We start from the raw sequence: 22,538 nt of genomic DNA, 5'->3' as shown, positions 1-22,538 counted from the left end.
ACTCACATTATTATTACCATTTTGTTTTTAGGATATTTATGCTAGTTTCATCCAAGGAAGCAAATAATACGATCTGCTTTCGTCGAGCACTTTATCTATTCGATAAGATTTAATCCGCATGTCATTACTTACATCTATAGAAGCTGACGATCCCACCGTTGAAGATCTGAGCAAATCAGATCGCAGACTTGCGATCCATTGCAACTGCTGTGGCCGGTTCCGGTATATGAACGCGCTCAGATTTGCCGGTGACAAGAAGGTTTCAGCGTTGAGCAAGACCCTCACTTGTAGCACCTGCGGCTCAAGCGATGTCAGTGCGGTTGCCGTTTCCCGCAATCCAGGCAACGGCTATTGGCCGGCGGAATTCAGCTGACCTTTTGCAATTGTCACTCCGTGACATTTCCCAAACATAGTTCGCGCCTTTCCACGTTGCACATTGCCCTTTGGGCATGGTAATGGCTTTTCGTCCATTTGAGAGGCTTTATGCGCGGATTACGCGAGACCCGGTAATACCCGGCTGAACAACAGCCGGGCGATGCACATCAGCACCGCATGCGATTTGCTGCGGTGACTGCATTTCTGCATTTAAAATCGGACTACTCAATCTCAATGGATATTTCCAAAGCTGAACAGCGGGTCCTTCACCTGCTGGCTCAAGGCGGCTGCATACTCGTGGAAAAGGACGAGACCGGCCGAATCGTCAAACAAGATACCGTCACGCGGAACGGATGGTACTGGGGCGGCTGCTCAGTGCGCCTGTTCCGAAAACTGAAATACAAACGCCTGATCGCGTCCAGAAACGGCGGTCCCTACCAGATCACCCAATTGGGGCTGAGGCGGGTTCGGTCGCAGCCGGACAACCGGTGAGCGGACGGGGTCACGCTATCCTCACGGTAAATGCGCGCCGGTTTTCCGGCGCGCATTTTTTTCAAGCATCGGTACGGTTCCCGCTCTCGTCCTCATCCGCCCCGATATGGTCGGGCTGGTCGCCCAGCAGGTATCGCGGCCCCCGGCCGTGCCGGGCGGCTGCGTCACCGGCATTGTACAATCGGCAACTCTTCAGAGACAGACAGCCGCAGCCGATACAGGCGTCCAGCTTGTCCCTGAGCGCCTTCATACGGTCGATGCGCTTGTCCAGATGGCTGCGGAACTGTCCGCTGATGCGTGTCCAGTCCGCCTTCGTCGGAGCCCTGCCGTCCGGAAGCAACTTCAGCTGCTCGGCGATTTCGGCAATGGAAAAACCGAATTCCTGCGCCACAAGAACAAAGGAAAGGCGGCGTATATCCGCGCGCATGAAACGGCGCTGCCCCCCGGGATTGCGGGTCGGATGGACGAGGCCCTTTTCTTCATAGAACCGGATGGCGGATACGGAAAGGCCGGTGCGGTCCGCCAGGTCGCCAATGGTAAGATCTCCGGCTCTGACGGGTTTTTTCAAAAATCCTGCCCTCCCCTCTTGACCTCAACTTAACTTGAGCAATTATCTCAGGTGTCCTGATTGAGTCAAACCCTGAAAGGACATCTCATGAGCACCGCATTTCTGGAACATGTAAACGTTACGGTGAGCGATCCCGCGGCGACTGCGAAACGGCTGGAAGACTGGTTCGGCTGGAGTATCCGCTGGAAAGGCGACAGCCTCGGCGGCGGGACGACCTATCATATCGGTAATGACAGCAGCTATGTCGCCGCCTATTCGCCCGCCGAGCCACCAAAAAATTCAGAGGCCGTCAGCTACCACACCCATGGCGGACTCAACCACATCGCGGTGGTCGTGGACGATCTGGACGAAACGGAAGCGCGCATCAAGGCCGGTGGCTACGAAACCAAAAACCACGCCGACTACGAACCCGGCCGGCGGTTCTATTTCCACGACGATGACGGCATCGAATTCGAAGTGGTCAGCTACGCAACCTGAAACCGTTTCCTGACCACCAGCATTTCCCGGCGGTGCTTGAGCACCGCCGGGTGCTCATTACCTGGGCGCCATGCGGATGGCGCCGTCCAGACGGATGGTTTCGCCATTGAGCATGTCGTTTTCGCAAATGGACCTGACGAGTTGCGCATATTCGGCAGCCCGGCCGAGGCGGGAGGGGAACGGCACCTGCTGTCCCAGCGAATCCTGCACTTCCTGAGATAGCCCAAGCAGCATCGGCGTTTCGAAAATTCCCGGAGCGATGGTCATCACCCGGATGCCGGATCTGGAAAGATCGCGCGCGACCGGCAATGTCATTCCGGCAACCCCTGCCTTTGAGGCCGCATAAGCGACCTGACCGATCTGGCCGTCGAAGGCGGCCACGGAAGCGGTTGACACGATCACGCCCCGTCCGCCGTCGGCCGTGCATGGCTCAAGCTCCGCCATGCCGGTCGCTGCGATCGACAGGCAGCGGAAAGAGCCGACCAGATTGACCGCGATCACCTTCTCGAACATGTCCATCGGATGCGCTTCGCCCCGGGACGTCGTCTTGGCAACCGGCGCAATTCCGGCGCAATTGACCAGAATACGCTCCTGGCCATGGGCGGCGCGAGCCGTTTTGAACCCAGCTTCCACGCTGGCCTGATCGGTCACGTCAACATCCACGAACAGCCCGCCGATGTCTGCGGCAACCGCCTGCCCCTGATCGGCGTTGCGATCAAAAAGACTTACCTTGACACCTTGGGAGGCAAGCATGCGGGCCGTTGCCGCGCCAAGGCCTGATGCGCCGCCGGTAACGATGGCCGAGTAAGTTGAGTCCAGCTTCATTTTCACCTCCACAATCCATTGAAATTAATGGACTAAATCTTTTCCATTGACGAATAGGTCAAATTTGCCCGCAAGGTGACCGAGATTGGTGTTCCGGTCAAGCATGTTTGCATCCTTGCCGACGCCTCGCGGCAGCCGGGTATCCCGGCCGGCGGATCTGCGGATCAGCGGGCCAGGACGACCAGATCGAGCGGATGTGCAATGCCCGCAACATCGGCGCCGGGTCTCTCTTCGATCAGAGGCGTCTGCAGGCCTTGCGCGCGGGCAAGTTCCCAGGTGGCATTGTCGGTCAAGGCCTTGGTGCTTTGGACCTTGTTGGCGTCTTCCAGTTTCGCCGCCCGGTTGACCGCATCGCCGATGACGGTGAATTCAAGCCTGGACTTCGATCCGATCACCCCCGCAGTGACCTTTCCGGCCGCAACGGCCGTACCGACCCGCAGGGAGCCTGGCCAACCGGCTGCGGAAAATCGCTCTTGGCTGGTATCGACCGTTTCGATCAGGCGCGTGGCTGCCCGCAATGCGTCGGCGGCAAACGTCGGCGACGGCTGGATAGCGCCGAAGGTTGCCAGGATACCGTCCCCCAGAAACTTGTCGACGCGTCCCCCTTCCTGATTGATCACCTCCACCACAAGGTTCTGATACTCCGCAAGGACCGCCAGAACGGCCTCCGGGGGCAAGGTTGCGGATGTGGCGGTGAAGCTCCGAATGTCGGCATAAAGGATCGCGGCATCCCGCAAGCTGCCCTCCCCGGCCTGAAGTTGCGTATCGGCGCCCGTGATCGACGCAGCGACTTCAGGGGCGAAGAACCGGCGCAGGTCCATCGCCGCCGCATGATCCCGGGTGGCCTCGAAGAGCATCGACCGCCCCCGGTAGAGCGCGACGGAGAGGATGACGGTTACCGCGAAGATGACCATTGTCTTGTCGAGTTCCGCGCCGATCAGGATCGTGTTTCCGGTCAGATACTCCACGTAGTTGCGAGTGACCCGCATGTGGTCCATGTCCGCCAGAATCGCATAGAAAACCAGTCCGAGCCAGCCCGCGACGGCAGCCAGCCCGGTCGTCAGAACAAAGCGCGGATCAAACCTGAGCGCCCGCAGGGCGATAAATATGAACACATACATCAGGGTCGGCGTCTTGAGATAAAATGTCGGATGCTGGCCGTATTGAATGTGGAAGGAAAAAATCAGCCCGACCAACAGCGCCATGTCGACGCCGATAGATATCAGAAGATACCAGTTCGGCAGCTCGAACCTGTAGGACAGGAACAGCCTGAGCACCGTGAAGAGAAAATAGATGCCGAGAGCAATGGGCACAAAATTGAACCCGGCCGACCCCTCCGCCCTGGGGGCAATTGCGTAAAGGGTCGAAAAGAAGAACACCAGCCCAAGCTGAACCCAGCCGATCAGCCGCTCCGAAGTCGCTTCGCTGGACCTAATCTCCGCGCGCACCCTGCCCGGTATTCCGGCATCCGGCGGGCCGCCGCGGAGAATGTAACGGAAAGTCTCGCGAAAAGAACTCATGCGTATCCGGTATACAGCCAACGCGTTCAAAAGAGCGCGGGTCGAATTGAAAGAAGGTCCTGAGTGTCAACTTTCAAGCCGGAATGTGCAACATGCGGACCGGTAAATTGACTATCGAGTGAGATGACGCCCATAGCGACGTGCCTTGGCGGCTTTTCTGGAGCTACCAGCCCCCCTGCAGCCGCATTTGTTCGGTTTTGCCGACCAATTCGCTTTGGCGGCGGCAACCGGATTTCGACAGGGCCGACTTGATTTGGTTCCGCACTGTATAAATGCTGACCTGGCGGGTCTGCGCGATCTCCGCGAGTGTCAGTCCATCGGCAAGCAGCAGCGCGGATTGGGCTTCGACCTGGCTGAGACCGAACGCCGTCTGCATCATGTCCAGAGTGGATACCTGGCTGACATCCTTTCGGATTGCAATCAGGACGGCCTTGATCGATTGCGTCAGGAAGCTGGCAAAAGGCGACCACTCCAATTCCCCCGTGCGCAGTCCCATGAGCCGGCAGGTCCATCCCTGGCCCTGTCCGTCGGTCAGATGCCAGCTTTTGAAGATGTTGTGATCACCCTTGAGCTGAAGTCGGCAAAGAGATGCGAATTGCCTTTGATCCTCATCGCGGCAGAACTTGAGGCGGCGATTGAACTCGCTGCCCAACGGTGTTCCCCTGTCCAGAATCCTTTGCCCCTCGCTGCATACATGCTGGATCGTCATCATTGGATCCACGACAAATATCGCCGTACCTGCACCGAGCATATGCTGCTCGGCCGCCCATTTTTCAAACGACAGACCTGAGATGGTGCGGCTGATTTCGAGCGACTGACGGATAACCGGCGTCAGTAATTCGCACAACTGAAGCCATTTCCGTTCGTATTTCTCGCGGTCCTTTGCCCGCATATTACCGCCGATAAGGATCATGCGGTCTGCGTCGCGAGCCAGCATCGAGCCTCCGCCGCCGTAGGCATCCTCATGCGGACGGATAATATCCGCGTAGAACCCGGTTTTCTTCAAGCTCTCCGGGGTGCAGAGCTGAACACAAGCAATGGAGCTGCCGACCGCGCATTTTCGGAAATTTTCCGCAAACGGGTTCTTGTCGGAGTAATGGGTTTCATAAAGCTTCACGAGATCCGGATCGTAACCCGATACATAGGCAAGCGGAGCTGCCTGGGTCAGTTGGTCAAAGCCGATGAGCTGAGTGCAAACGTGCGTTCCGATCGCCTGTCCCATTTCGTCAATCAGCCGCTGCCAGCCGGCCGGATCCATCGCTGCGGCAACCGCGAGGTTTGAAAGGTGTAAATATTTCTCAGCAGCAATGCTCACGATCCCTCCCCACCAAAAGGCCCGATCTTAATAATCCAGAGTCAACGTGTCCTGCGTGAGTATGAAAAGGTGCCGATAATGGCAAAATCTCTCGAGAAGGAGTGTGTGGAACGCGCTTCGAACCCGGTCAGGTGCGCTGCCGTTGCCAGGTAAAGCCATTTCCATATCTTCCAAATTCAACCGAAAAGCCTCTCCAGACAAATCATGCTCATCTACACGTCTATGAACTTGCAGGTCAGATAACTGACACCATCCATTCGGTTGACGGTTTTGTTACCGCATAGTCCAAATGGACCATGCACTTAATGTATACACCCTGTAAACAACTATTGATCGTATTGGATTGCCATTCGGGGCATTTTTTCGAGCTTCGATGGTGGTTTCCCGGTTGCGATTGAGGAATTCCCGCATTCCTGCAATCGGCAATCGATCAATTTTTTAGCTTTAGTGTTTTTTTGGGCGGCCGTTTGGGCCGCCCTTTTTTTACCTGTCGGGTCGGGAGGGACAGGCTCCGTTGACGCTTGCGGCCATACAAGCTCAAGCCACCGGCTTTTCGCTCGGGACAGTCCCTTTTCCCGGCGCGCATGGCCATATCGCATCCTGCCGCCGGAACTGCCCCCGGCGTGGCGGAAACGCTTTTTTCCGGCACGGGTGAGGATGAAACAGTCATCGCCATTCGAACGGAAATTTGCCTTTTGGCAATTCTTCGACTGGCCATGGCACACCACACGGCATTTTATCGATCCGCAGAAGACGAACAAAAATGCCGAAATTTGAGCTAAAAAGCTGCGTTTTGGTCGAAAAACAGCGCTATTTTCCGGATTTTATGCCGAAAGAAGTCAGATCGATTTACCGCTGACTGTCGGCCAGTGCGACGTGCGCGCGAAGAAACGGCTTGGCTGACCCGCCTGCGGGAGCCACCTTGGAGTGGTCCCTTCCGCTGGCGAGTGTTTTCCGCCAAGAAGGGTTCGCGCTCTGGAGCAACGCCGGAACCAAATGCATATCGATGATGCCTCCGGAGGTTGTCAGCCCCCTGCCCCGGCGTTCTCCAACCGCGACGCAAAGGTCGCGCTCTCCGCCGACATCCGAATGGCTCTTTTGCCGTCCGGCAACGGGATCATCTCTTCACAGACGGTTTTTCGAGGAGTGTTTCTTCTCCGGGCGGAAGGGCTGGACCGGCTGATGGATCGTGACACAACCGGGAATCCTGATTTTACTGCCTGCGGGGCGATGCGCGCCCGAAAAGATGATCAGGTTGGCGCGGCGGCAGGGATCCGAGCGGATGCCCGCTGCAAGCAATTGCATCCTGACGCATCAGGGTTTCAGGATCATGCCCTCGCGTGCGACCAACATGCCCGGATAGGCGTCCTGGGCGGCAAGGCCGATTTCATCAAGCTCGTCGTCCGAGCGGCGCGGATCGTGATGGAAGAGAACAGGGGTCTTGACGTTTCCGGCTTTCGACAGCTCAACCGCCTTTTGCCAGGTGGAATGCCCCCATCCCTCAAAAGCCGGATATTCCTCGTCGGTGAACATGGCGTCGTAGATCATAACATCGGCATCCCGCACAAAATCCTGAAGGCCGGCATCGATCTCCGGATCCCCGTGTTCGTGGTCGGTAATGATGCAGATCGACTTTCCGTCATACTCGAAACGATAGCCGCATGCTCCACCTGGATGATTGAGGCGGGTGGTCCTGATCACCAGATCGTCCGTGCGCGGAATGGGTTTGCCCGCGGTGAAGGACTTGAATTCGACCGCCTTCAGGGTCTTGGCCGCGACGGGAAAGATCGGCGGCGACATGATACGGCTGACGATTTCGACCAGACTGGTGTCATCCTGAAAATGCCCCGCCCAGGCGGTCACCTCGAAATTGGGATCATAGGCCGGCTTGAAGAACGGCAGTCCGCAAATGTGATCGAGATGCGTGTGGGTGAACAGCAGATCGAACGAACGGGGCCTGCATCCGCATAATTCCATGCCGAGATTTCGCGCTCCGGAGCCGCAATCGACGAGCACCAGAGCGTCACCTGCCCGGATCTCGAAACAGGAGGTTTCGCCTCCGTACCGCAATGTGCTCGATCCGGGTGTCGGGGTAGATCCCCTGACGCCCCAACAGCGAAGCGAAAATTCTTCAGACACGTATTACTCCCTAACCGCCGGCAGCTCCCCGGCGCGCATCGGCCAGATCACGGGTCGTCCGCTCAAGCCGCAGAGCCAGGGTCCGCATGACTTCCAGCGAAATATCCGGAAATTCTTTCAGTAGTTTCAGAAAATCATCTTTCGAAACCGTTAGAACGTCCATGTTATTTGCGGCGACCAGTGTAGCTGTCCTGGGGACATCGCAAAGAATGGCTATTTCGCCAACGATGGAATTCTCCGAAACCTGGGCGACCTTCTTCTCTCCTTCCGGCGTGTGAACGAGCACATCCGCATCGCCCGCGAGAATGATAAACGCGCAGTCGCCCTCTTCTCCCTGGGAGCAAAGGCGTTCGCCCGCCGGATATTCCGTCCTGTCACTGATGAATGCCAGAAGACGCAGTTTGGTTTCATCAATGCCGTGGAACAGTGGGACCTTTCGCAGGGCTTCGACTTCGGTTTCCAATGTCATTTTTGCCTCCCCGACAGATCATGCATACCCCGTCCTATTCGCATGCCTGCATCGGACCGGGGCCTGCAAGCCCGCCGCGCTCCAGTATTCGCCGCCATATCGTTACCCCTTATCTGAAATACGCCCCTGGTCCAGAACGAACCGCTGATCGAATTCGGCCGCTATCTCGGCATTGGACGTCCCGAACAGGAAAGTCTTTCCAGACAATATTTCCTGAAGACCACGGCGTAATGCTTTGTCGTCTTCTGTCGTTCCTGTGGCGATATCATCCAATATGGTGATTTTTGCATTTTTCAGAAGCCCCCGGACCAGTGCAATACGGCGTCGCTGGCCCGCCGACAGACGGGAACCGGACACGCCGACATGATAACCGAAGCCCGCGTAGATGATCGGGCGCCGCAAGCCGGTCTCTTCCACGATTGTGCGGATGACGTCGTCAATGCGTCTGCGCGCGTCCCTGCGATCGACCCTTGCCCGGCCGAAAAGGAGATTATCCTCGATGGTAAGCGGCGGCAGATAGACGTCCGGATCGAAGGCAACGAAGCCGGGGTTGTGCTTGACCACACTGTCCAGGAACCGTTTACGGGCCGCTATGATCTCATCGCGAAGCTCATCGGTCATGATCCCCAGACGGTGGCGGGCAGGAACCAGCTTGAAGGCCAGCCCTCTGAGCCTGGACTTGTCCGCGTCGCTCAGCCCGGGTCTTTGCTGTGTGGATTTGGCGATCCGCACAATCCGCTCGAATTCGGGAATTTCTTCTTGGGTGATGAAGGAGTACGCCCCCAGAAGCCCGCTGTCGCCGGAGACGTTCGAGAACAGTTCCAGCATGGTTTCAGCGATTTTCAAGCCGACTTTCCGCAACTTCTCGTCAAGTCCGGTCTCGGTGAGAAACGCCCTCACCTCCTCCATTTCCGGCACCTGATCCATGGTGATTTCAGGATCGGAGGGAACAGCAAAGAAAAGGTTGTCGGCGAGGTTCGCACTGGCGTTGAAGCGGTCGGGATGCCAGAGTTCGACGAGGCCCTCGAGTGCCGGTTCGTGCAGGATGCGGTCCGCAAGATTCTTGCGCACGTTCAGGATCTTTCCGGCGAATGTGTCATCCATCGACGGGTCGAACCGGGACTGCAGCCCGAGCCGGTAGATGTCCTTGTCCAGCCCGACGGCTTCCAGAAGCTCCAGCGCCTTCTCGTCAAGTGTGTGGATGCTGTCGGCGCCCGCTGCTTCCAGATCGTCCCACACAGCTTCGAGATCATAGAGCGGGTTGCGGGTTTCCTTCGCTTCGCTGACCCGCCGTTTATACTGCTTGAGGGCTTCGCCGTCGCGTTCCGGCAGAATCAGCGGTCTGTGACGCAGACCGTAGTAAAGATTGTCGCGGATGGTGCCGGTCCACACATGGACAGCCCCGCCGACGTAGGCGATTTCACGGCCGAGCGTCGAATCCGTCAACTTGTCCAGATCGTGATCCCCGATGCAGATCTTGCCAGACGAGGGCGACACCAGCCCCGCAGCGAGCTGCAGCACTTCGGAGCGGCCGGAGCCGTCGGGTCCTGCGATGGCACAGGCGGTGCCCGCGGCAACTGTCAGGGATATTTCCATGACCTCCTGGCCGGCGGCCCCACCGGAGAAGCTCACATTATCGAACTTGAGATCGCCGCTCAGCTCGGCCTTCTCGTCGCTTGTCAGCCTATCGAGCTCGTGAATGTCCGGCGGATCGAAATTCTCGACGACGGTCTGATACTTGACGCTGACGTCCGCGGTCATCTGGTAGTAGGACAAAAGTTCCTTCCAGGGGCCAGCCAGATCCTTGTAGGCCGCGATCACCGCCAGAAGCGCGCCGATGCTCAAGTTGCCTTCGATCACCAGATAGCCGCCGATCAGGTAAAAGAAGAACGGCGTCAGCTGGTTCATGAAATTGTTCAGGAACTTGATCAGGAACTTCCGGTTGAAGATCTCGTAGCGGATCCTGAAATTCTCATACAAACGCTCGGAAATATCGGCTGAGTGCCATGCGGCCGCGTCGTTGGCATGGATCTCCGCCACGCCGGTGATGCTTTCGCCAACCTTGTCGGCAATCACGCGGATGTTGCGGACCCGCTGGCGCGAGAGAAGGACGACCCGCTTCTGCAGATAAGGAATGACGTATCCCTGAATGGGATAGGAACTGATCGCGGCCAGACCCAGCAGAGGGTCCTGCATGAAAATGAAGCCGATCTGAACCACAAGCATGCCGCCCTGATAGGCCGGCAGCGCGAAGGCCTCGCCGATAAATCCGCCTACATCCTCCACTTCGGATGTGATCATCGGAATGATCTCGCCGGAGCTGACTTTACGAAAATGCGGCAGGCGGAAGCGCAGGACGCGCTGGAAGAGCTCGAAACGCAAGCGCCGCAGCATGCGCTCGCCAAGGCGGCCCTTGAAGACGTTCAGATAGAACTTCAACCCGTTGGAGACGACCACGAGGCCGAGAAAAGTAAAACACAGAAGAAGCAGATAGGGCACCTGATCGAAATCGAAGCCCAGTATACTGCGCGGAAAATTGTCCCCCTGAACCGCATCGTTCACGATCAGTTTCGGCAACTCCAGCAGAACATAGACTACTGGATAGGACAAAACGGTGACCAGAAGAATGTAGATCTGTTGCCGGGCGCTATACTTCCAAATAAAGCTAAAAAGGCTTTTTTCCATCAGTTCATCCAAACAGACATGGATCATATTATGTGCAAGCAGATCATATCCGGTATATTAACGATCCCAATTCGATGTGCCAGCCTGGATTAGCATTTGCCACAAGCACTTTGATAGTGTCATTTGACCGTTCCCTGTCGAAAGTTTCGTGTCAAGCCATATCGGGACGTGACAAAGGCCAATCACTTGAGACATAAGGCCTTCGGCCACTCCCTACGAATACAGGCTGAACTGACATGAGTGATTTCGTCCGGACAAGAAGCCAGGATAGCGAGCGGGTTCCCGAACCCTGCCACATGCCGGACGGGCGGGAGCTTTCATTGTTGGAGGCCCGGAATTCAGCATGGCCCGGGACCGAGTCCCGCCTTGCCGAAGCGAGGCCGGTGCGGGCCCGGTTTCAGGTGGTGCATGGTCGTTTCTTGCACCTTTTTGGCCTGTCCAATAAGAATGTGGCTTGGGGAAGCATGACAATGCCAGGGGCAGTATGAGTTCCAAGACGCCGAAGATACTGATTTACAGCCACGATTCCTTCGGACTTGGCCATCTCCGGCGATGCCGCGCGATCGCTCATTCCCTTGTCGGCGATTTCGATACGCTGTCCGTGCTGATCCTTTCAGGCTCGCCGATCATCGGCAGTTTCGAGTTCCGCTCGCGCGTGGATTTTGTGCGTATTCCCGGTGTTATCAAGCTGCGCAACGGTGAATACACGCCGCTTTCCCTGCATATAAATATCGATCAGACGCTGGCGATCCGCTCGTCGATCATCGAACACACGGCCAAGGTGTTCGAGCCCGACATTTTCATTGTCGACAAGGAACCGCTTGGTCTGCGCGGAGAAGTGCTGGGCACGCTCGAGGCACTCAAGGAGACCGACACCCGTCTGGTGCTTGGTCTGCGCGACGTTATGGACGACCCGGCGGTTCTCAAGGAGGAATGGGACCGCAAGAACGTCTATCCCGCACTGAGGGATCTTTACGACGACATCTGGATTTACGGCCCGCAGGACATTTGCAACCCGCTTGAAGGCATAAGCCTGCCGGACAACGTCGCGGACAAACTCCGCTACACCGGCTACCTGCGACGCGAGCTGCCCAACGCGGTCAAGGACAACCCGCCGCCGACACCCTTCGGCGAGGAGCCGTATATTCTGGTCACTCCCGGAGGCGGGGGCGACGGCGTTGAAATGGTGGACTGGGTGATGCGCGCCTATGAAACCCGGCAGCGTCCGCTGTTTCCGGCCTTGATCGTGCTCGGTCCGTTCATGCCAGCGGCAGCAGCCGCCCAGTTCAGCGAACGGGCGGAACATCTGCGCGATGTCGAGATCATCCGCTTCACGCCTCAGATAGAGCCCTATCTCGCCCATGCGACCGCGATCGTCGGCATGGGGGGCTACAATACCTTCTGCGAGATCCTGTCCTTCGACAAGCCAACACTGATGGTGCCGCGCGTGATCCCGCGCCGCGAGCAGGCGATCCGGGCAGAACGGGCTGAACAAAGTGGTCTGCTCAAGGTTCTGCCGATCGATCGCTATCCGGATTCGGACCTGATGTCGGCAGCCTTGTCGGAACTCCCGGACATGGCCGCGCCCTCTTCCGCCGGTGTCGACAATCTTCTCGGTGGACTTGATGTGATCACCGCCCGTGTGGGCGGGATTTTCGAAGAACAGCTGGTCGATGACGGCCGTAAACTGGTCAATTTCTAACCGGCGGTCCGTGCCCCTTCCGCGTCCCGCATCAAGAGCCCATCGATGTCCCGTATCGCCATTGTGGTCAAAGGCTACCCGCGCCTTTCCGAGACCTTCATCGCCCAGGAAATTCTCGGCCTGGAACGGCGGGGCATCGGCGTGCTGATCGTCGCCCTGCGAAAGCCCTACGACCCGTTCATCCACGACCTGCACCGGCAGATTTCCGCCGAGGTGATGTATCTTCCCGAATATGTGAAGGACGACCCAGCGCGTGTCGCACGGGCCAAACGCTGGGCCGAAGAGCAGCCGACTTATGAAGCTGCAAGGGCCCTGTTCGATGCGGATCTTGCCCGCCAGCCCAACGCCGACCGCCGCCGCCGCTGGGCACAGGGCTGCGTGTTCGCCCACGAACTGCCAGACGACATTTCCTGGATCTATACCCATTACCTGCACACGCCCTGCTCGGCCGCCCGCTACGCGGCCCATCTGTCCGGGCGCGGCTGGTCGTTTTCCGCCCATGCCAAGGACATCTGGACCAGTCCGGAATGGGACCTGAAGACAAAAATCAACGACGCGGCCTGGGGCGTCACCTGCACGCGCGTCAACGTCGAACATCTGAATGGCCTGTCGGACGATCCCGGCAAGGTCGAGCTGCTTTATCACGGCCTGGACTTCTCGGGCTTTCCGGACCCCGGCCAGACGCCGTCCTGGCGGGACGGCACGGGAGAGCCGGTCCGGCTTGTCTCCGTCGGGCGGGCGGTGGAGAAAAAAGGCTATGACGACCTTCTTGCAGCGCTTGCCCGGCTCCCCGAAGACCTACACTGGCACTTCACCCATATCGGCGGCGGCGAATTGTCGGATGCCCTGAAAGCCGAAGCCGGCAGATTGGGTCTTTCGGACAGGATCGACTGGCGCGGCGCGCAGCCGCGCGAGGAAGTCATCTCCGCCTGCCAGCAAGCGGATCTCTTTGTCCTACCGTCCAAACTGGCAAAATCCGGAGACCGGGACGGGCTGCCCAATGTCCTGATGGAAGCCCAGGCGATGGGCCTTTGCTGCCTGTCCACGCGCGTGTCGGCCATCCCGGAACTCATCCGGAACAACGAGACCGGCGTTCTTGTGCCCCCCGGTGCACAGCAAGACCTTGCGGAGGCCATGGAGGGGCTCATCCGGGATCCGGCACGCCGCAATGCGCTCGGTCTGGCGGCGTCCCGGCTGGTGCGGAAGGATTTTGCCACCGATCCGGGGCTTGACCGCCTTGCGGAAAAATTTCGTAAGGTGCTCTGAGGCGCCAGGTCTCCGCCTTACGCTCCAGCAAGGAACCTCATGAAGATCGCCTTTACCGCTCCGATGAAACCGCTGGATCATCCTGTTCCCTCCGGGGACCGGACGATGGGACGCCTGATCGTCAAGGCGCTGGAGACGGCCGGGCACGAAGTCACTGTCGCAAGCACCTTCCGCTCCTGGCGCAAGGATGGAAGCGACACGATCCAGGCGGCCGTGAAGACTGAGGCCCTGAGGGATGTGGAACGGATCGCCGCCGACTGGCAACAAACCGGCTACAGGCCGGATCTCTTTCTGACCTATCACCTCTATCACAAGGCGCCGGACTGGATCGGTCCCGCGCTGGCCGACCGGTTCGCCCTGCCCTACGCGATTGTCGAAGCCAGCCGCGCACCGAAGCGGCAGACGGGCGACTGGGCCTTCGGCTTCGCCGCCGCCGACGCCGCGCTGCGGCGGGCGGATGCAGTTGCCGCGATCCACAATGCCGATGCTGAATGCTTGGGCGCGGCCGTCCCCGACGCGCGCCTGGAGGTGCTGCTGCCGTTTCTGGATGCGGCCCCCTACCGTCAGGCGTCCGAGGCCGCCAAGCCGCTGGCGGCGCTTCCCTTGAAGCTGCTTGCGGTCGGCATGATGCGCGAAGGCGACAAGACCAGATCCTATGAGGTTCTGGCCGAGGCGCTGACACAGGTGCGGGACAGGTCCTGGCAATTGACGATCATCGGCGACGGGCCGAACATGGACCATGTGAAGAAGCTGTTCCCGCCGGAAAAGGTCGCCTGGCTGGGCGCCCTTCCCCGGGACCGGATTGCCGTTCACTATGCCCGCCACGATCTGCTCGTCTGGCCGGCAATCCGCGAGGCCTACGGTCTTGTGCTTCTGGAGGCTCAGGCTGCGGGCATCGGCATTGTCGCCGGAGACACATTCGGCGTGCCGGATATCGTTATCGACGGCGAAACCGGCCTCCTGTCGGCGGAAGGCGATGCGGCGGGTTTCGCCGCCAATCTGAAGCGTGTGCTCGACGCCCCCTCCCTGGCCGACCGGCTGGGGCATGCCGCCAGCCGGCATATCGAGAGCCGCCATTCGCTCGATGCGGGCGCGGCGCGGCTGGATGCCTTTGTCCGCAAGGCGGTGGGAACCCATGAAGCGCGCACGGAGACAGCCGTTCCATGAGCTTCAAGGCCTTCATCCATGTGCAGCATCTGCTGGGCACCGGCCACGTGGTCCGGGCAGCAGGCATCGGCAAGGCGCTGGCCGCGAGGGGCGTAGAGGTGACGCTCGCCAGCGGCAACAGGATCCCGCCGACTCTGGACACCGGCCCGCTGACAATCGTCGAGCTTCCAGCCTGCAAGAGCCCGGACGCCGCCTTCAAGCGTCTTGTCACTATGGACAATCAAGATATTGACGATACTTGGAAATCCGCCCGCGTTAAAGCATCGATTCAAGCGTTCGAAGCAGATGACTTCGATCTGCTGCTGACGGAAACCTATCCCTTCGGCCGCCGCCAGCTCGATTTCGAACTGACGCCGCTTCTGGAAACCGCAAGGGCTCGTGCAAGGCCGCCGCTCATCGCCACTTCCATCCGTGACATCCTGGTGCGCAAGAAGGAACTCTGGAAAGAGGAATGGATGGCGGATCGGGCGCTCAGATTCTATGATCGCATCCTGATCCATTCCGACCCGGATTTCATTCAGCTCGCAGACAGCTTTCCCTTCGCCGACCGGGTTGCCCCGCTCGTGCGCTACACCGGCTATGTCGGCGGCGGCAACCGCCCCCCGGCGGAGGCAAGTGACGGCGAGGATGAGGTGATCATCTCCTGCGGCGGCGGCGCTGTGGCGGAAGGGCTGCTGTCGGCCGCGCTGGAAGCCCGCCCGCTTTCCCGGCGCGCGGAGGACACGACCTGGCGGGTGTTGATCGGCCACGATGTGTCCCCGGAGGCCTTTGCCGCCTATCAACATCGCGCCGGAGACGGCGTGATCGTCGAGCGGGCCCGCCGGGATTTTCCCGAGCTGCTGAAACGCGCGCGGCTTTCTGTAAGCCAGGCCGGATATAATACCGTGCTCGATATCCTGATCGCAGGTGTTGCGGCGGTGCTGGTGCCGTTTGCCCAGGCCAACGAGACCGAGCAGAGCCAGCGGGCGCAGGCGCTGGCCAACCATGGCCGCGCGATCGTCGTACCGGAAGCCGGTCTGACCCCGGAACGGCTGGCAGCCGCTATCGACGACGCTCTTGCCCTGCCCCGCAGTCATCACCAGGTGATGCTCGGCGGCGCGGAGAAAAGCGCCGATATACTTCTGGAAGATCTCAAGGGCCGCAAGGGATGACGCAAGACCTGCAACGCTTCAGGGACGAGCTGACCGCCCATCTGGACTGGTTCGCGAACCGAAACCGCAAGGTCCGCTTCTGGTGGCGGGACGACGATGCGGTCGAGCCGACCCCGGCGCTTGAGCGCATGCTCGACCTGGCCGGCCGGCACGGTGTCGATATCGCCCTTGCGGTCATTCCGAAGGACGCCACCAGGGCGCTGGCCGACCGGCTTTGCGACGAGCCCCATGCCCATGTTCTGCAGCACGGCTGGCAGCACAAGAATTTTCAGCGCAAGGATCTCGGAGAAAAGGCGGCCGAACTCGGTTCGCGCCGGGATCCTCAGGAGTTGATGGGTCAACTGGCGGAGGGCAAGGCGCGGCTGGAGGATCTGTTCGGCGATAAACTCATTGCTGCCATGGTGCCGCCCTGGAACCGGATCGATGCGGAAATCTCCCGCCGTCTGCCGGAGATTGGCCTTCCGGGTCTGTCCACCTTCACCTGGCACAATTTTCCGCGCGCCCATCAGGTCCAGTCGCATGTCGACATCATCAAATGGAAAAAACAGGTACGCTTCATCGGCTGGGAAAGCGCCCGGCTGCGCTTCGACCTGCAGCTCGCCCGCCGCCGCAATACGGGACGCGAGCCGCTCGGCCTGTTGACCCACCACCTGGCCCATGACGAGGGCTGTTTCGAATTTCTGGAAGAATTTCTGGCGATTGCCGCGCATCATGAAGGCGCCGAGTGGCCGGATGTGAAGGGGCTGTTTGACGGTTTGAGTGCGCTGCGCTCACGCTGACGTCTGGATTCTGGATCTGCGTGCACCTTTGGCGCACTTTTCTGGAATGACGGGGAGGCCAAAGAAACAAACATCGCTCCGGCACGCTTTATTCTGCCGCTTCTGCCTGTTCCCGCAAAACCCTGCCGTAGTCCTTCCTCAGCAGGGCCAGCTTGGGATCGATATAGGTCTTGCAGAAGGGCCTTTCCGGGCCGCTCAGGTAGTAGTTGCGGAAGCGCTCGTCGGAGGACCTGAAGGCGGTCAGGGTGAGGACTTTCGTCACCAGCGGGTCATCGAAGCCACGTTGCAAGGCGTGCAGCACACGGCCGATCTTCACGCCCGTTCCCGCGTCATAGACATAGATCGCGCTGCGGTACTTGCCGCGCATCTTGTGAGCGGAGGTGCTGGAGTGGGTTCTGAGATGGATTTCTATCAGGACTTCAAGCGGCAGAACCGCCGGGTCGAAAGTGACGATGACGGCTTCCGACCATGCATCTTCCGGCGGATCGGAGCTGATGAAGCCCTGATCCACTTTGGATATGCCCGCAACCGCCTGGAAGACGGCTTCGGTACACCAATGGCACCCGCCGCCCAGCCCGATCTTCACTTCTGCCTCCGTCATCTGCCTGACCTGCGCACAGTGTGACGCGTCCCGGCGGGGAAGCAAAACGACTCGGCAGAGATTCCCCCAGAGGAGATTGTGGATGCGGGATATGGATGCTGTGGCCGAAACAGCGGAGTACCCAATGCTTCGACCGCAGCCCTGTTGCAGTGAAGCGATCTCACGCTGTGCCGCCGAGACCTTCGGTCAAATCCCGGGTTTCCGCAGGGCGCAGCTTGTACAGAACGATCCCGGCGATCAGTGTCATGCCGACATGACCGACAAGAGATGACTGTGTATAGGCTCCAAAACCCATCATGAACGTCCGTCCGACCAGCGGGGCAAGGAGGCCTTGCGCGACGAACCACAGGACCACACCCGCGACAGCTCCTGCCAGAACGAGATTCAACCGGGTGGCCATATGCGTCAGCAGCACGAAGGCCGAGAAGCCGATGGCCCCGACGCAGAAGTGCACGAGGAAGCCCATCCAGTACGGAAGAGTGATGCCGAGGCCGATATTCGCCAATGCGACGATCAGGTTGGCCGGCTGCAGGACAACACCGAAGAGAAGCGGCGAAAAGAACCACGCGTAGGCTTCGAATGCAATTTCAGCCACAAGGCCGGCGATGAGGAGATTCCGGAGTGTGATGGACATGGATTTTTCTGACTTTCCTGAAAAGTTGCGCCGTTCAGCGATCATGATCGCCGCAAGTAGACACTCCGGCCCGGTGGCATAAGCCCTGGTCTCGTCAAAGTGACTGCGGTTCATATCTTGTGAGAGCCGCGAGTGCCGTTTAAGGGCAGGCACCGGGACATATTTCACGCGAAGGCTGCCGCCGAATTGACAGCACCGGACCCGCATCCTCATATGAGGCATATCGCGTTTCAGGAGCCGCTCATGTCCGATCACGACCATGACCATTCTGACCTTTCCGACACCGAATTGCGTGTCAGGGCTCTGGAAACCCTGCTGACGGAAAAAGGCTATATCGATCCGCCCGCCCTGGATGTGCTGATCGAGACCTACGAGACCAAGATCGGGCCGAAGAACGGCGCGATGGTCGTGGCGAAAACCTGGGCGGACGCTGACTACCGGGAGAGGCTTCTGGCGGACGCCACGGCGGCGATAGCCGAGTTCGGCTTCACCGGACGCCAGGGCGAGCATATGGTGGCCGTCGAGAACACCGACGAGACCCACAACATGGTCGTCTGCACGCTGTGCTCCTGCTATCCGTGGACCGTGCTCGGCCTGCCGCCGGTGTGGTACAAATCCGCCCCCTACCGCTCCCGCGCAGTGCGCGATCCGCGCGGCGTGCTGGAGGAATTCGGCGTCCGGCTGCCTCGGGCCAAACATATCCGGGTGTGGGACTCGACCGCGGAGGTCCGCTATCTGGTCATCCCGCAAAGGCCGCTGGGAACCGACGGCTGGAGCGAAGACGATCTCGCCGCGCTTGTCACCCGCGACAGCATGATCGGCACGGGACTGGCTATCGACCCACTGGTAAAGGAGCCGGCCGCATGAATGGTGCTCAGGATCTTGGCGGCCAGATGGGCTTCGGGCCGATTGAAATGGAACAGGACGAGCCGAATTTCCACGCCAAATGGGAAGAACGCGCCTTCGCCATCACCCTTGCCATGGGCGCGACGGGCTCATGGACGCTTGACGCCTCGCGCTACGCCCGCGAGACGCTGCCACCGGCCGACTATCTGTCCTCCAGCTATTACGAGATCTGGACCAAAGGCCTGGAAAAGCTGCTGGTCACCAATGGTCTGGCAACCGACGAGGAGCTGACGCAGGCCAGGGTTCTGGTGCCGCCGAAATCCGTGAAACGGGTGCTTAAGGCGAAAGAGGTGGAAAGCGTTCTGGCCAAGGGCGCTCCGGTGGACCGTGCCAGCCAGCAGCCGGCCAGATTCCGGGTCGGCGACAGGGTACACACCAAACGCATGCATCCTGTGACCCACACCCGCCTGCCCCGCTATGCCCGCGACGTCGCAGGGCGCATCGAAGTCATCCACGGCGTTCATGTCTTTCCTGACAGCAATGCCCACGGCAAGGGCGAGCAGCCCTGCTGGCTATACGGCGTCGCTTTCAACGGCACGGATATCTGGGGACCGGACAGCGACCCGGACCTGAGCTTGCGCCTCGATCTCTGGGAGCCTTATCTTGACCTTGCCTGAGAGATCGATAAAGGACGCGTTGCCAAACCTGCCGCTGGACCGTGACGGCGAACCGGTGTTCGGCGCGCCATGGGAAGCCCGGGTGTTCGCGATGACCGTGAAGGCCCATGAAGCCGGGCTCTTTACCTGGAAGGAATGGACGCAGGCCCTTGGCGCGGAACTTTCCGGAAACGGGAATGATGCCACAAAAACACCCGGCTATTACGACCATTGGCTGGCGGCATTCGAGACGCTGTTGACGGCAAAGGGCGTTGCCGCCGGCGGTCAACTGGCCGCCCTGAGGGACGCCTGGGACAAAGCCGCCCATGCGACGCCCCATGGCCAGCCTATCGAACTCGACAAGGGGCGTATCTGATATGGAGCTGAAAGTCCCGCCGGTCATTGTTCTTGTGCTCGCGGCCCTTTTGCTGTGGGTGGGGGCCTGGCTGATGCCGCATCTTTCCATCGCCCTGCCGGGCCGGAAGCTGCTCGCGGTGCTGCTGGTCCTTGCCGGCTTGGTTCCCGGAATTCAGGCCATTCTGGCCTTCCGGCAGCGCAAGACGACGACCAACCCGATGAGGCCGGAAAACGCCTCCGTTCTGGTCACCGACGGCGTTTACCGGTTCACGCGCAACCCGATGTATCTCGGCATCCTGGCGCTGCTGCTGGCGGAGGCCATCTGGCTCGGCACCCTGACGGCACTGATCATCGTGCCCGGCTTTGTCTGGTACATGACCGAATTCCAGATCAAGCCGGAGGAAGAGCGCCTTACCGACCTCTTCGGCGCGGACTATCGCGACTATCTCGGCCGGGTGCGCCGCTGGATCTGAAATCAGGTGAGCGAAGATCACGTTCCCATGTAAAGCGCGCTCTTGTCCTTGAAGGCATCGGCTGCGAACCGCAGGAAAGTGCGTATCCTGGAGACGTTCTTCAGGTCCGGATGGGTCAGGATCCAGATATCGAAATAGGGTAACGGCTCAAGGCCGGGCAAGCGGATAAGGTCGGGGTCCGGGTCGCCGAGAAAACACGGCAGACGGCCAATTCCCATGCCCGCCTTCACCGCCGCGCAATGAGCGATCATGTCGTCCGTGACAAGAGAAACATAAGCGCCCGGGTAGCGGGCGCGGATATCCTTGGGCACTCCCCGCCCCCACCATTTGAAGGCGACACAGGCAAGCGGCGCCGGATCGTGGCTGACACCCAGCGTGCCGCTGAATCTGCGTGCGAAGTCGCGGGACATGTAAAAGCTCCGGCGCTGGCCCGTCGCCAGACGGCCGAAGAGGTTGGCGTCCGGATTGTTGGTGACGCGTACCGCGATATCGGCCTCGCGCCGGTGAAGGCTCAACACCTCGTTCGCCGCGATCATCTCCAGCTCGATACGCGGATGGCGCTCGGCGAACTGCTTCATGATGTCCGCGAGCTGTACCTGGAACAGAAGCTGGGCTGCGGTGACCCTGAGGACGCCCTCAAGCTCGGTATCCTGCGCGGTGATGCGGGTGTCGAGCGCCAGGATTTCCGCTTCCATGCGCCTTGCGGCGGTAATCGCCTCTTCTCCGGCGGCCGTCGGCGTGAATCCTTCCGGCAAACGGTCGAACAATCGGGTGCCCATGCGCTTTTCAAAAGCCGACAGGCGCCGGGAAACGGTGGAGTGGGTTACCCTCAATCCCCTTGCCGCCTTCACCAGACTGCCCGCCTTGGAGACCGCCAGCACAAACTTCAGGTCATCCCAATTGTCCATACTACCCTCCGTCGCTCATCAGGAGCCTCACTGCCCGTTTCCGACAGGATACTGTTCCCGGCAGCATGCTCACTTAACGCCTGTGCATATTTGCACATATACCTTCCAAATTTGAATATTTTTTCGCAAACCCCATTCAGAGTAGCTTCGTCAGGTCATTTAAAAAGGAGACCTACATGACAGTTCAAGCCATCGCCCTGATCACGATCACCGACAGGGAAACGCTCAGCACCTATCGCGACAAGGCGGCAGAAGCCCTTGCCAGACACGGCGGCAGCCTGATCGTCGTCGATCCGGATCCCCAGGTTCTGGAAGCCGCCGGCGAAAAACCCGACATCGCCGCCCTCATGTCCTTCCCCAACCTGGAATCGGCCAGGGCCTGGCGGGAAGACCCGGACCTCGCCGCCACCCACGCCCTGCGCAACAAGGGCGGCAAATCGACGATCGTGATGCTGCCCGGGTGAGAAAAGCGTGCACGACGCGCAGAGCGTCGTCGCCCGCTGCGCATGTTCAAGGAGACTGTGCTTTCGAAAATGATGGCAGACGGCTTGCCTGAAAGTGCTGTTATCAGGCTGGCCTTGAGCGGCGGGAATTGGCCTGTCCTGCGGTGTCGCCGGGCAGGCGCACCCAGATCACAATCTCAGACATTTTTATGATTTCGTGACCATGAGCAACCCGAAATTTCAGGTCGGCATTCGGGCCGCTGGGACAGGATTTTTCCAAGTTCGGGGCAGCAACTACAAAAAGCGATAATACACTGCTCTCCCCATTTATAAAAACAGCAATGCCTTCGGATTCCACTAATAGGCACAATAACAATTAAATACATCTAATAATAATACCAAGCGACGAATTTGACGACTCTTTTGGATTCCCAAAGTTTCGCGAATATGATTCCTGATGGGGAACATGAGGAGTTTGCCATGTCCGCCCCTATCCGTCTTCGAGATGACTTTGATGCTCCAACCCTTCGTCATCTAGCCCGTGGCTCGGTGAATGCCGATCAAACACGGCGCCTTTTGGCGCTTGCAGTGATCTATGACGGCGGCTTGCGCAGCGATGCGGGTGCGGTCGGCGGCGTGACGGTCCAGGTGATCCGCGACTGGGTCTTGCGTTTCAATGCAAAAGGCCCC

At 59.5% G+C, this 22,538-nt stretch carries 22 protein-coding genes and 1 pseudogene; 13 read left to right on the top strand and 10 right to left on the bottom strand.

Annotation, left to right across the window (positions count from 1 at the left end; all coding sequences use genetic code 11):
• The first annotated feature begins 609 nt into the window (after window positions 1-609).
• Complete coding sequence (locus OA90_RS25355; RefSeq protein WP_068419506.1) at window positions 610-867, top strand: YjhX family toxin; 258 nt, start codon at window positions 610-612, stop codon at window positions 865-867.
• A 61-nt stretch (window positions 868-928) separates the two neighbouring features.
• Here the strand turns inward: OA90_RS25355 and soxR are convergent, their stop codons facing one another.
• Entirely contained in the window at window positions 929-1,435 is a 507-nt protein-coding gene (soxR, locus tag OA90_RS25350; protein WP_068419504.1) for a redox-sensitive transcriptional activator SoxR, read from the bottom strand.
• A gap of 87 nt (window positions 1,436-1,522) precedes the next feature.
• Between soxR and OA90_RS25345 the strand changes: the two genes are divergently transcribed.
• On the top strand, window positions 1,523-1,912 hold the full coding sequence (locus OA90_RS25345; protein WP_068419502.1) for a VOC family protein: 390 nt from the start codon (window positions 1,523-1,525) through the stop codon (window positions 1,910-1,912).
• Window positions 1,913-1,969: 57 nt separating this feature from the next.
• Here OA90_RS25345 and OA90_RS25340 read toward each other — a convergent pair whose 3' ends face one another.
• The 6 genes from OA90_RS25340 to OA90_RS25310 all read right to left on the bottom strand — a co-directional run bounded on the left by OA90_RS25340 (window position 1,970) and on the right by OA90_RS25310 (window position 10,865).
• Window positions 1,970-2,737, bottom strand: coding sequence for an SDR family NAD(P)-dependent oxidoreductase (locus tag OA90_RS25340; protein ID WP_068419543.1), 768 nt, complete (start codon window positions 2,735-2,737; stop codon window positions 1,970-1,972).
• A 164-nt stretch (window positions 2,738-2,901) separates the two neighbouring features.
• Complete coding sequence (locus tag OA90_RS25335) at window positions 2,902-4,257, bottom strand: adenylate/guanylate cyclase domain-containing protein (RefSeq protein ID WP_068419500.1); 1,356 nt, start codon at window positions 4,255-4,257, stop codon at window positions 2,902-2,904.
• A 163-nt stretch (window positions 4,258-4,420) separates the two neighbouring features.
• Window positions 4,421-5,572, bottom strand: a complete 1,152-nt coding sequence (locus tag OA90_RS25330) for a hypothetical protein (RefSeq protein ID WP_156510640.1) — start codon at window positions 5,570-5,572, stop codon at window positions 4,421-4,423.
• Window positions 5,573-6,886: 1,314 nt separating this feature from the next.
• Window positions 6,887-7,711, bottom strand: a complete 825-nt coding sequence (locus tag OA90_RS25320) for an MBL fold metallo-hydrolase (RefSeq protein WP_068419494.1) — start codon at window positions 7,709-7,711, stop codon at window positions 6,887-6,889.
• Window positions 7,712-7,721: 10 nt separating this feature from the next.
• Complete coding sequence (locus OA90_RS25315) at window positions 7,722-8,180, bottom strand: Crp/Fnr family transcriptional regulator (RefSeq protein WP_068419492.1); 459 nt, start codon at window positions 8,178-8,180, stop codon at window positions 7,722-7,724.
• A gap of 102 nt (window positions 8,181-8,282) precedes the next feature.
• Window positions 8,283-10,865 (bottom strand): ATP-binding cassette domain-containing protein, encoded by a 2,583-nt coding sequence (locus OA90_RS25310; RefSeq protein WP_068419540.1) that lies wholly within the window; start codon window positions 10,863-10,865, stop codon window positions 8,283-8,285.
• Window positions 10,866-11,349: 484 nt separating this feature from the next.
• Here OA90_RS25310 and OA90_RS25305 point away from each other — a divergent pair, with 484 nt between their 5' ends.
• From OA90_RS25305 to OA90_RS25285, 5 genes are read left to right on the top strand one after another with little or no spacing between them, the layout of a single operon-like run.
• The gene (locus OA90_RS25305; RefSeq protein WP_068419490.1) at window positions 11,350-12,567 is read left to right on the top strand and encodes a glycosyltransferase; all 1,218 of its coding nucleotides are present in this window, start codon (window positions 11,350-11,352) and stop codon (window positions 12,565-12,567) included.
• Between the two features lie 45 nt (window positions 12,568-12,612).
• The gene (locus OA90_RS25300; protein WP_068419488.1) at window positions 12,613-13,833 is read left to right on the top strand and encodes a glycosyltransferase family 4 protein; all 1,221 of its coding nucleotides are present in this window, start codon (window positions 12,613-12,615) and stop codon (window positions 13,831-13,833) included.
• 39 nt (window positions 13,834-13,872) lie between these two features.
• A complete protein-coding gene (locus OA90_RS25295) occupies window positions 13,873-15,000 on the top strand; it encodes a glycosyltransferase family 4 protein (protein WP_068419486.1) in 1,128 nt (375 codons plus the stop codon).
• Entirely contained in the window at window positions 14,997-16,151 is a 1,155-nt protein-coding gene (locus tag OA90_RS25290) for a glycosyltransferase (RefSeq protein ID WP_068419484.1), read from the top strand. Before OA90_RS25295 ends, OA90_RS25290 begins: the two co-directional genes overlap by 4 nt.
• Complete coding sequence (locus OA90_RS25285; RefSeq protein WP_068419482.1) at window positions 16,148-16,930, top strand: polysaccharide deacetylase family protein; 783 nt, start codon at window positions 16,148-16,150, stop codon at window positions 16,928-16,930. The genes OA90_RS25290 and OA90_RS25285 overlap by 4 nt, the downstream gene beginning before the upstream one ends.
• A gap of 88 nt (window positions 16,931-17,018) precedes the next feature.
• Here OA90_RS25285 and OA90_RS25280 read toward each other — a convergent pair whose 3' ends face one another.
• Together OA90_RS25280 and OA90_RS25275 are read right to left on the bottom strand one after the other, a co-directional pair.
• Window positions 17,019-17,531 carry a peptide-methionine (S)-S-oxide reductase gene (locus OA90_RS25280; RefSeq protein WP_068419480.1) on the bottom strand — a complete coding sequence of 171 codons (513 nt, stop codon included), beginning with the start codon at window positions 17,529-17,531 and terminating at the stop codon, window positions 17,019-17,021.
• A gap of 160 nt (window positions 17,532-17,691) precedes the next feature.
• Entirely contained in the window at window positions 17,692-18,165 is a 474-nt protein-coding gene (locus OA90_RS25275) for a hypothetical protein (RefSeq protein WP_068419539.1), read from the bottom strand.
• 243 nt (window positions 18,166-18,408) lie between these two features.
• Here OA90_RS25275 and nthA point away from each other — a divergent pair, with 243 nt between their 5' ends.
• From nthA to OA90_RS25255, 4 genes are read left to right on the top strand one after another with little or no spacing between them, the layout of a single operon-like run.
• Window positions 18,409-19,032 (top strand): nitrile hydratase subunit alpha, encoded by a 624-nt coding sequence (gene nthA, locus OA90_RS25270; RefSeq protein ID WP_068419478.1) that lies wholly within the window; start codon window positions 18,409-18,411, stop codon window positions 19,030-19,032.
• Window positions 19,029-19,688 carry a nitrile hydratase subunit beta gene (gene nthB / locus OA90_RS25265; protein WP_068419476.1) on the top strand — a complete coding sequence of 220 codons (660 nt, stop codon included), beginning with the start codon at window positions 19,029-19,031 and terminating at the stop codon, window positions 19,686-19,688. The genes nthA and nthB overlap by 4 nt, the downstream gene beginning before the upstream one ends.
• Complete coding sequence (locus OA90_RS25260; protein WP_068419474.1) at window positions 19,675-20,043, top strand: nitrile hydratase accessory protein; 369 nt, start codon at window positions 19,675-19,677, stop codon at window positions 20,041-20,043. The genes nthB and OA90_RS25260 overlap by 14 nt, the downstream gene beginning before the upstream one ends.
• Window position 20,044: 1 nt before the next feature.
• Window positions 20,045-20,497: an isoprenylcysteine carboxylmethyltransferase family protein gene (locus tag OA90_RS25255; protein ID WP_068419473.1), complete on the top strand. Its 453-nt coding sequence runs from the start codon at window positions 20,045-20,047 to the stop codon at window positions 20,495-20,497.
• 17 nt (window positions 20,498-20,514) lie between these two features.
• On the opposite strand, the gene OA90_RS25250 is transcribed toward OA90_RS25255, so the two are convergent.
• The gene (locus OA90_RS25250) at window positions 20,515-21,405 is read right to left on the bottom strand and encodes a LysR family transcriptional regulator (RefSeq protein ID WP_068419471.1); all 891 of its coding nucleotides are present in this window, start codon (window positions 21,403-21,405) and stop codon (window positions 20,515-20,517) included.
• Between the two features lie 176 nt (window positions 21,406-21,581).
• Here OA90_RS25250 and OA90_RS25245 point away from each other — a divergent pair, with 176 nt between their 5' ends.
• Window positions 21,582-21,869, top strand: a complete 288-nt coding sequence (locus tag OA90_RS25245) for a DUF1330 domain-containing protein (protein ID WP_068419469.1) — start codon at window positions 21,582-21,584, stop codon at window positions 21,867-21,869.
• Window positions 21,870-22,328: 459 nt separating this feature from the next.
• Window positions 22,329-22,538 (top strand): annotated as a pseudogene (locus OA90_RS28740) (IS630 family transposase); the annotation flags it as partial.

The organism is Labrenzia sp. OB1, assembly GCF_001624695.1.
Taxonomy (GTDB): domain Bacteria; phylum Pseudomonadota; class Alphaproteobacteria; order Rhizobiales; family Stappiaceae; genus Roseibium.
The sequence above is the reverse complement of the archived record's forward strand: the minus strand, read 5'-3'. Positions and strand labels throughout refer to the sequence as shown.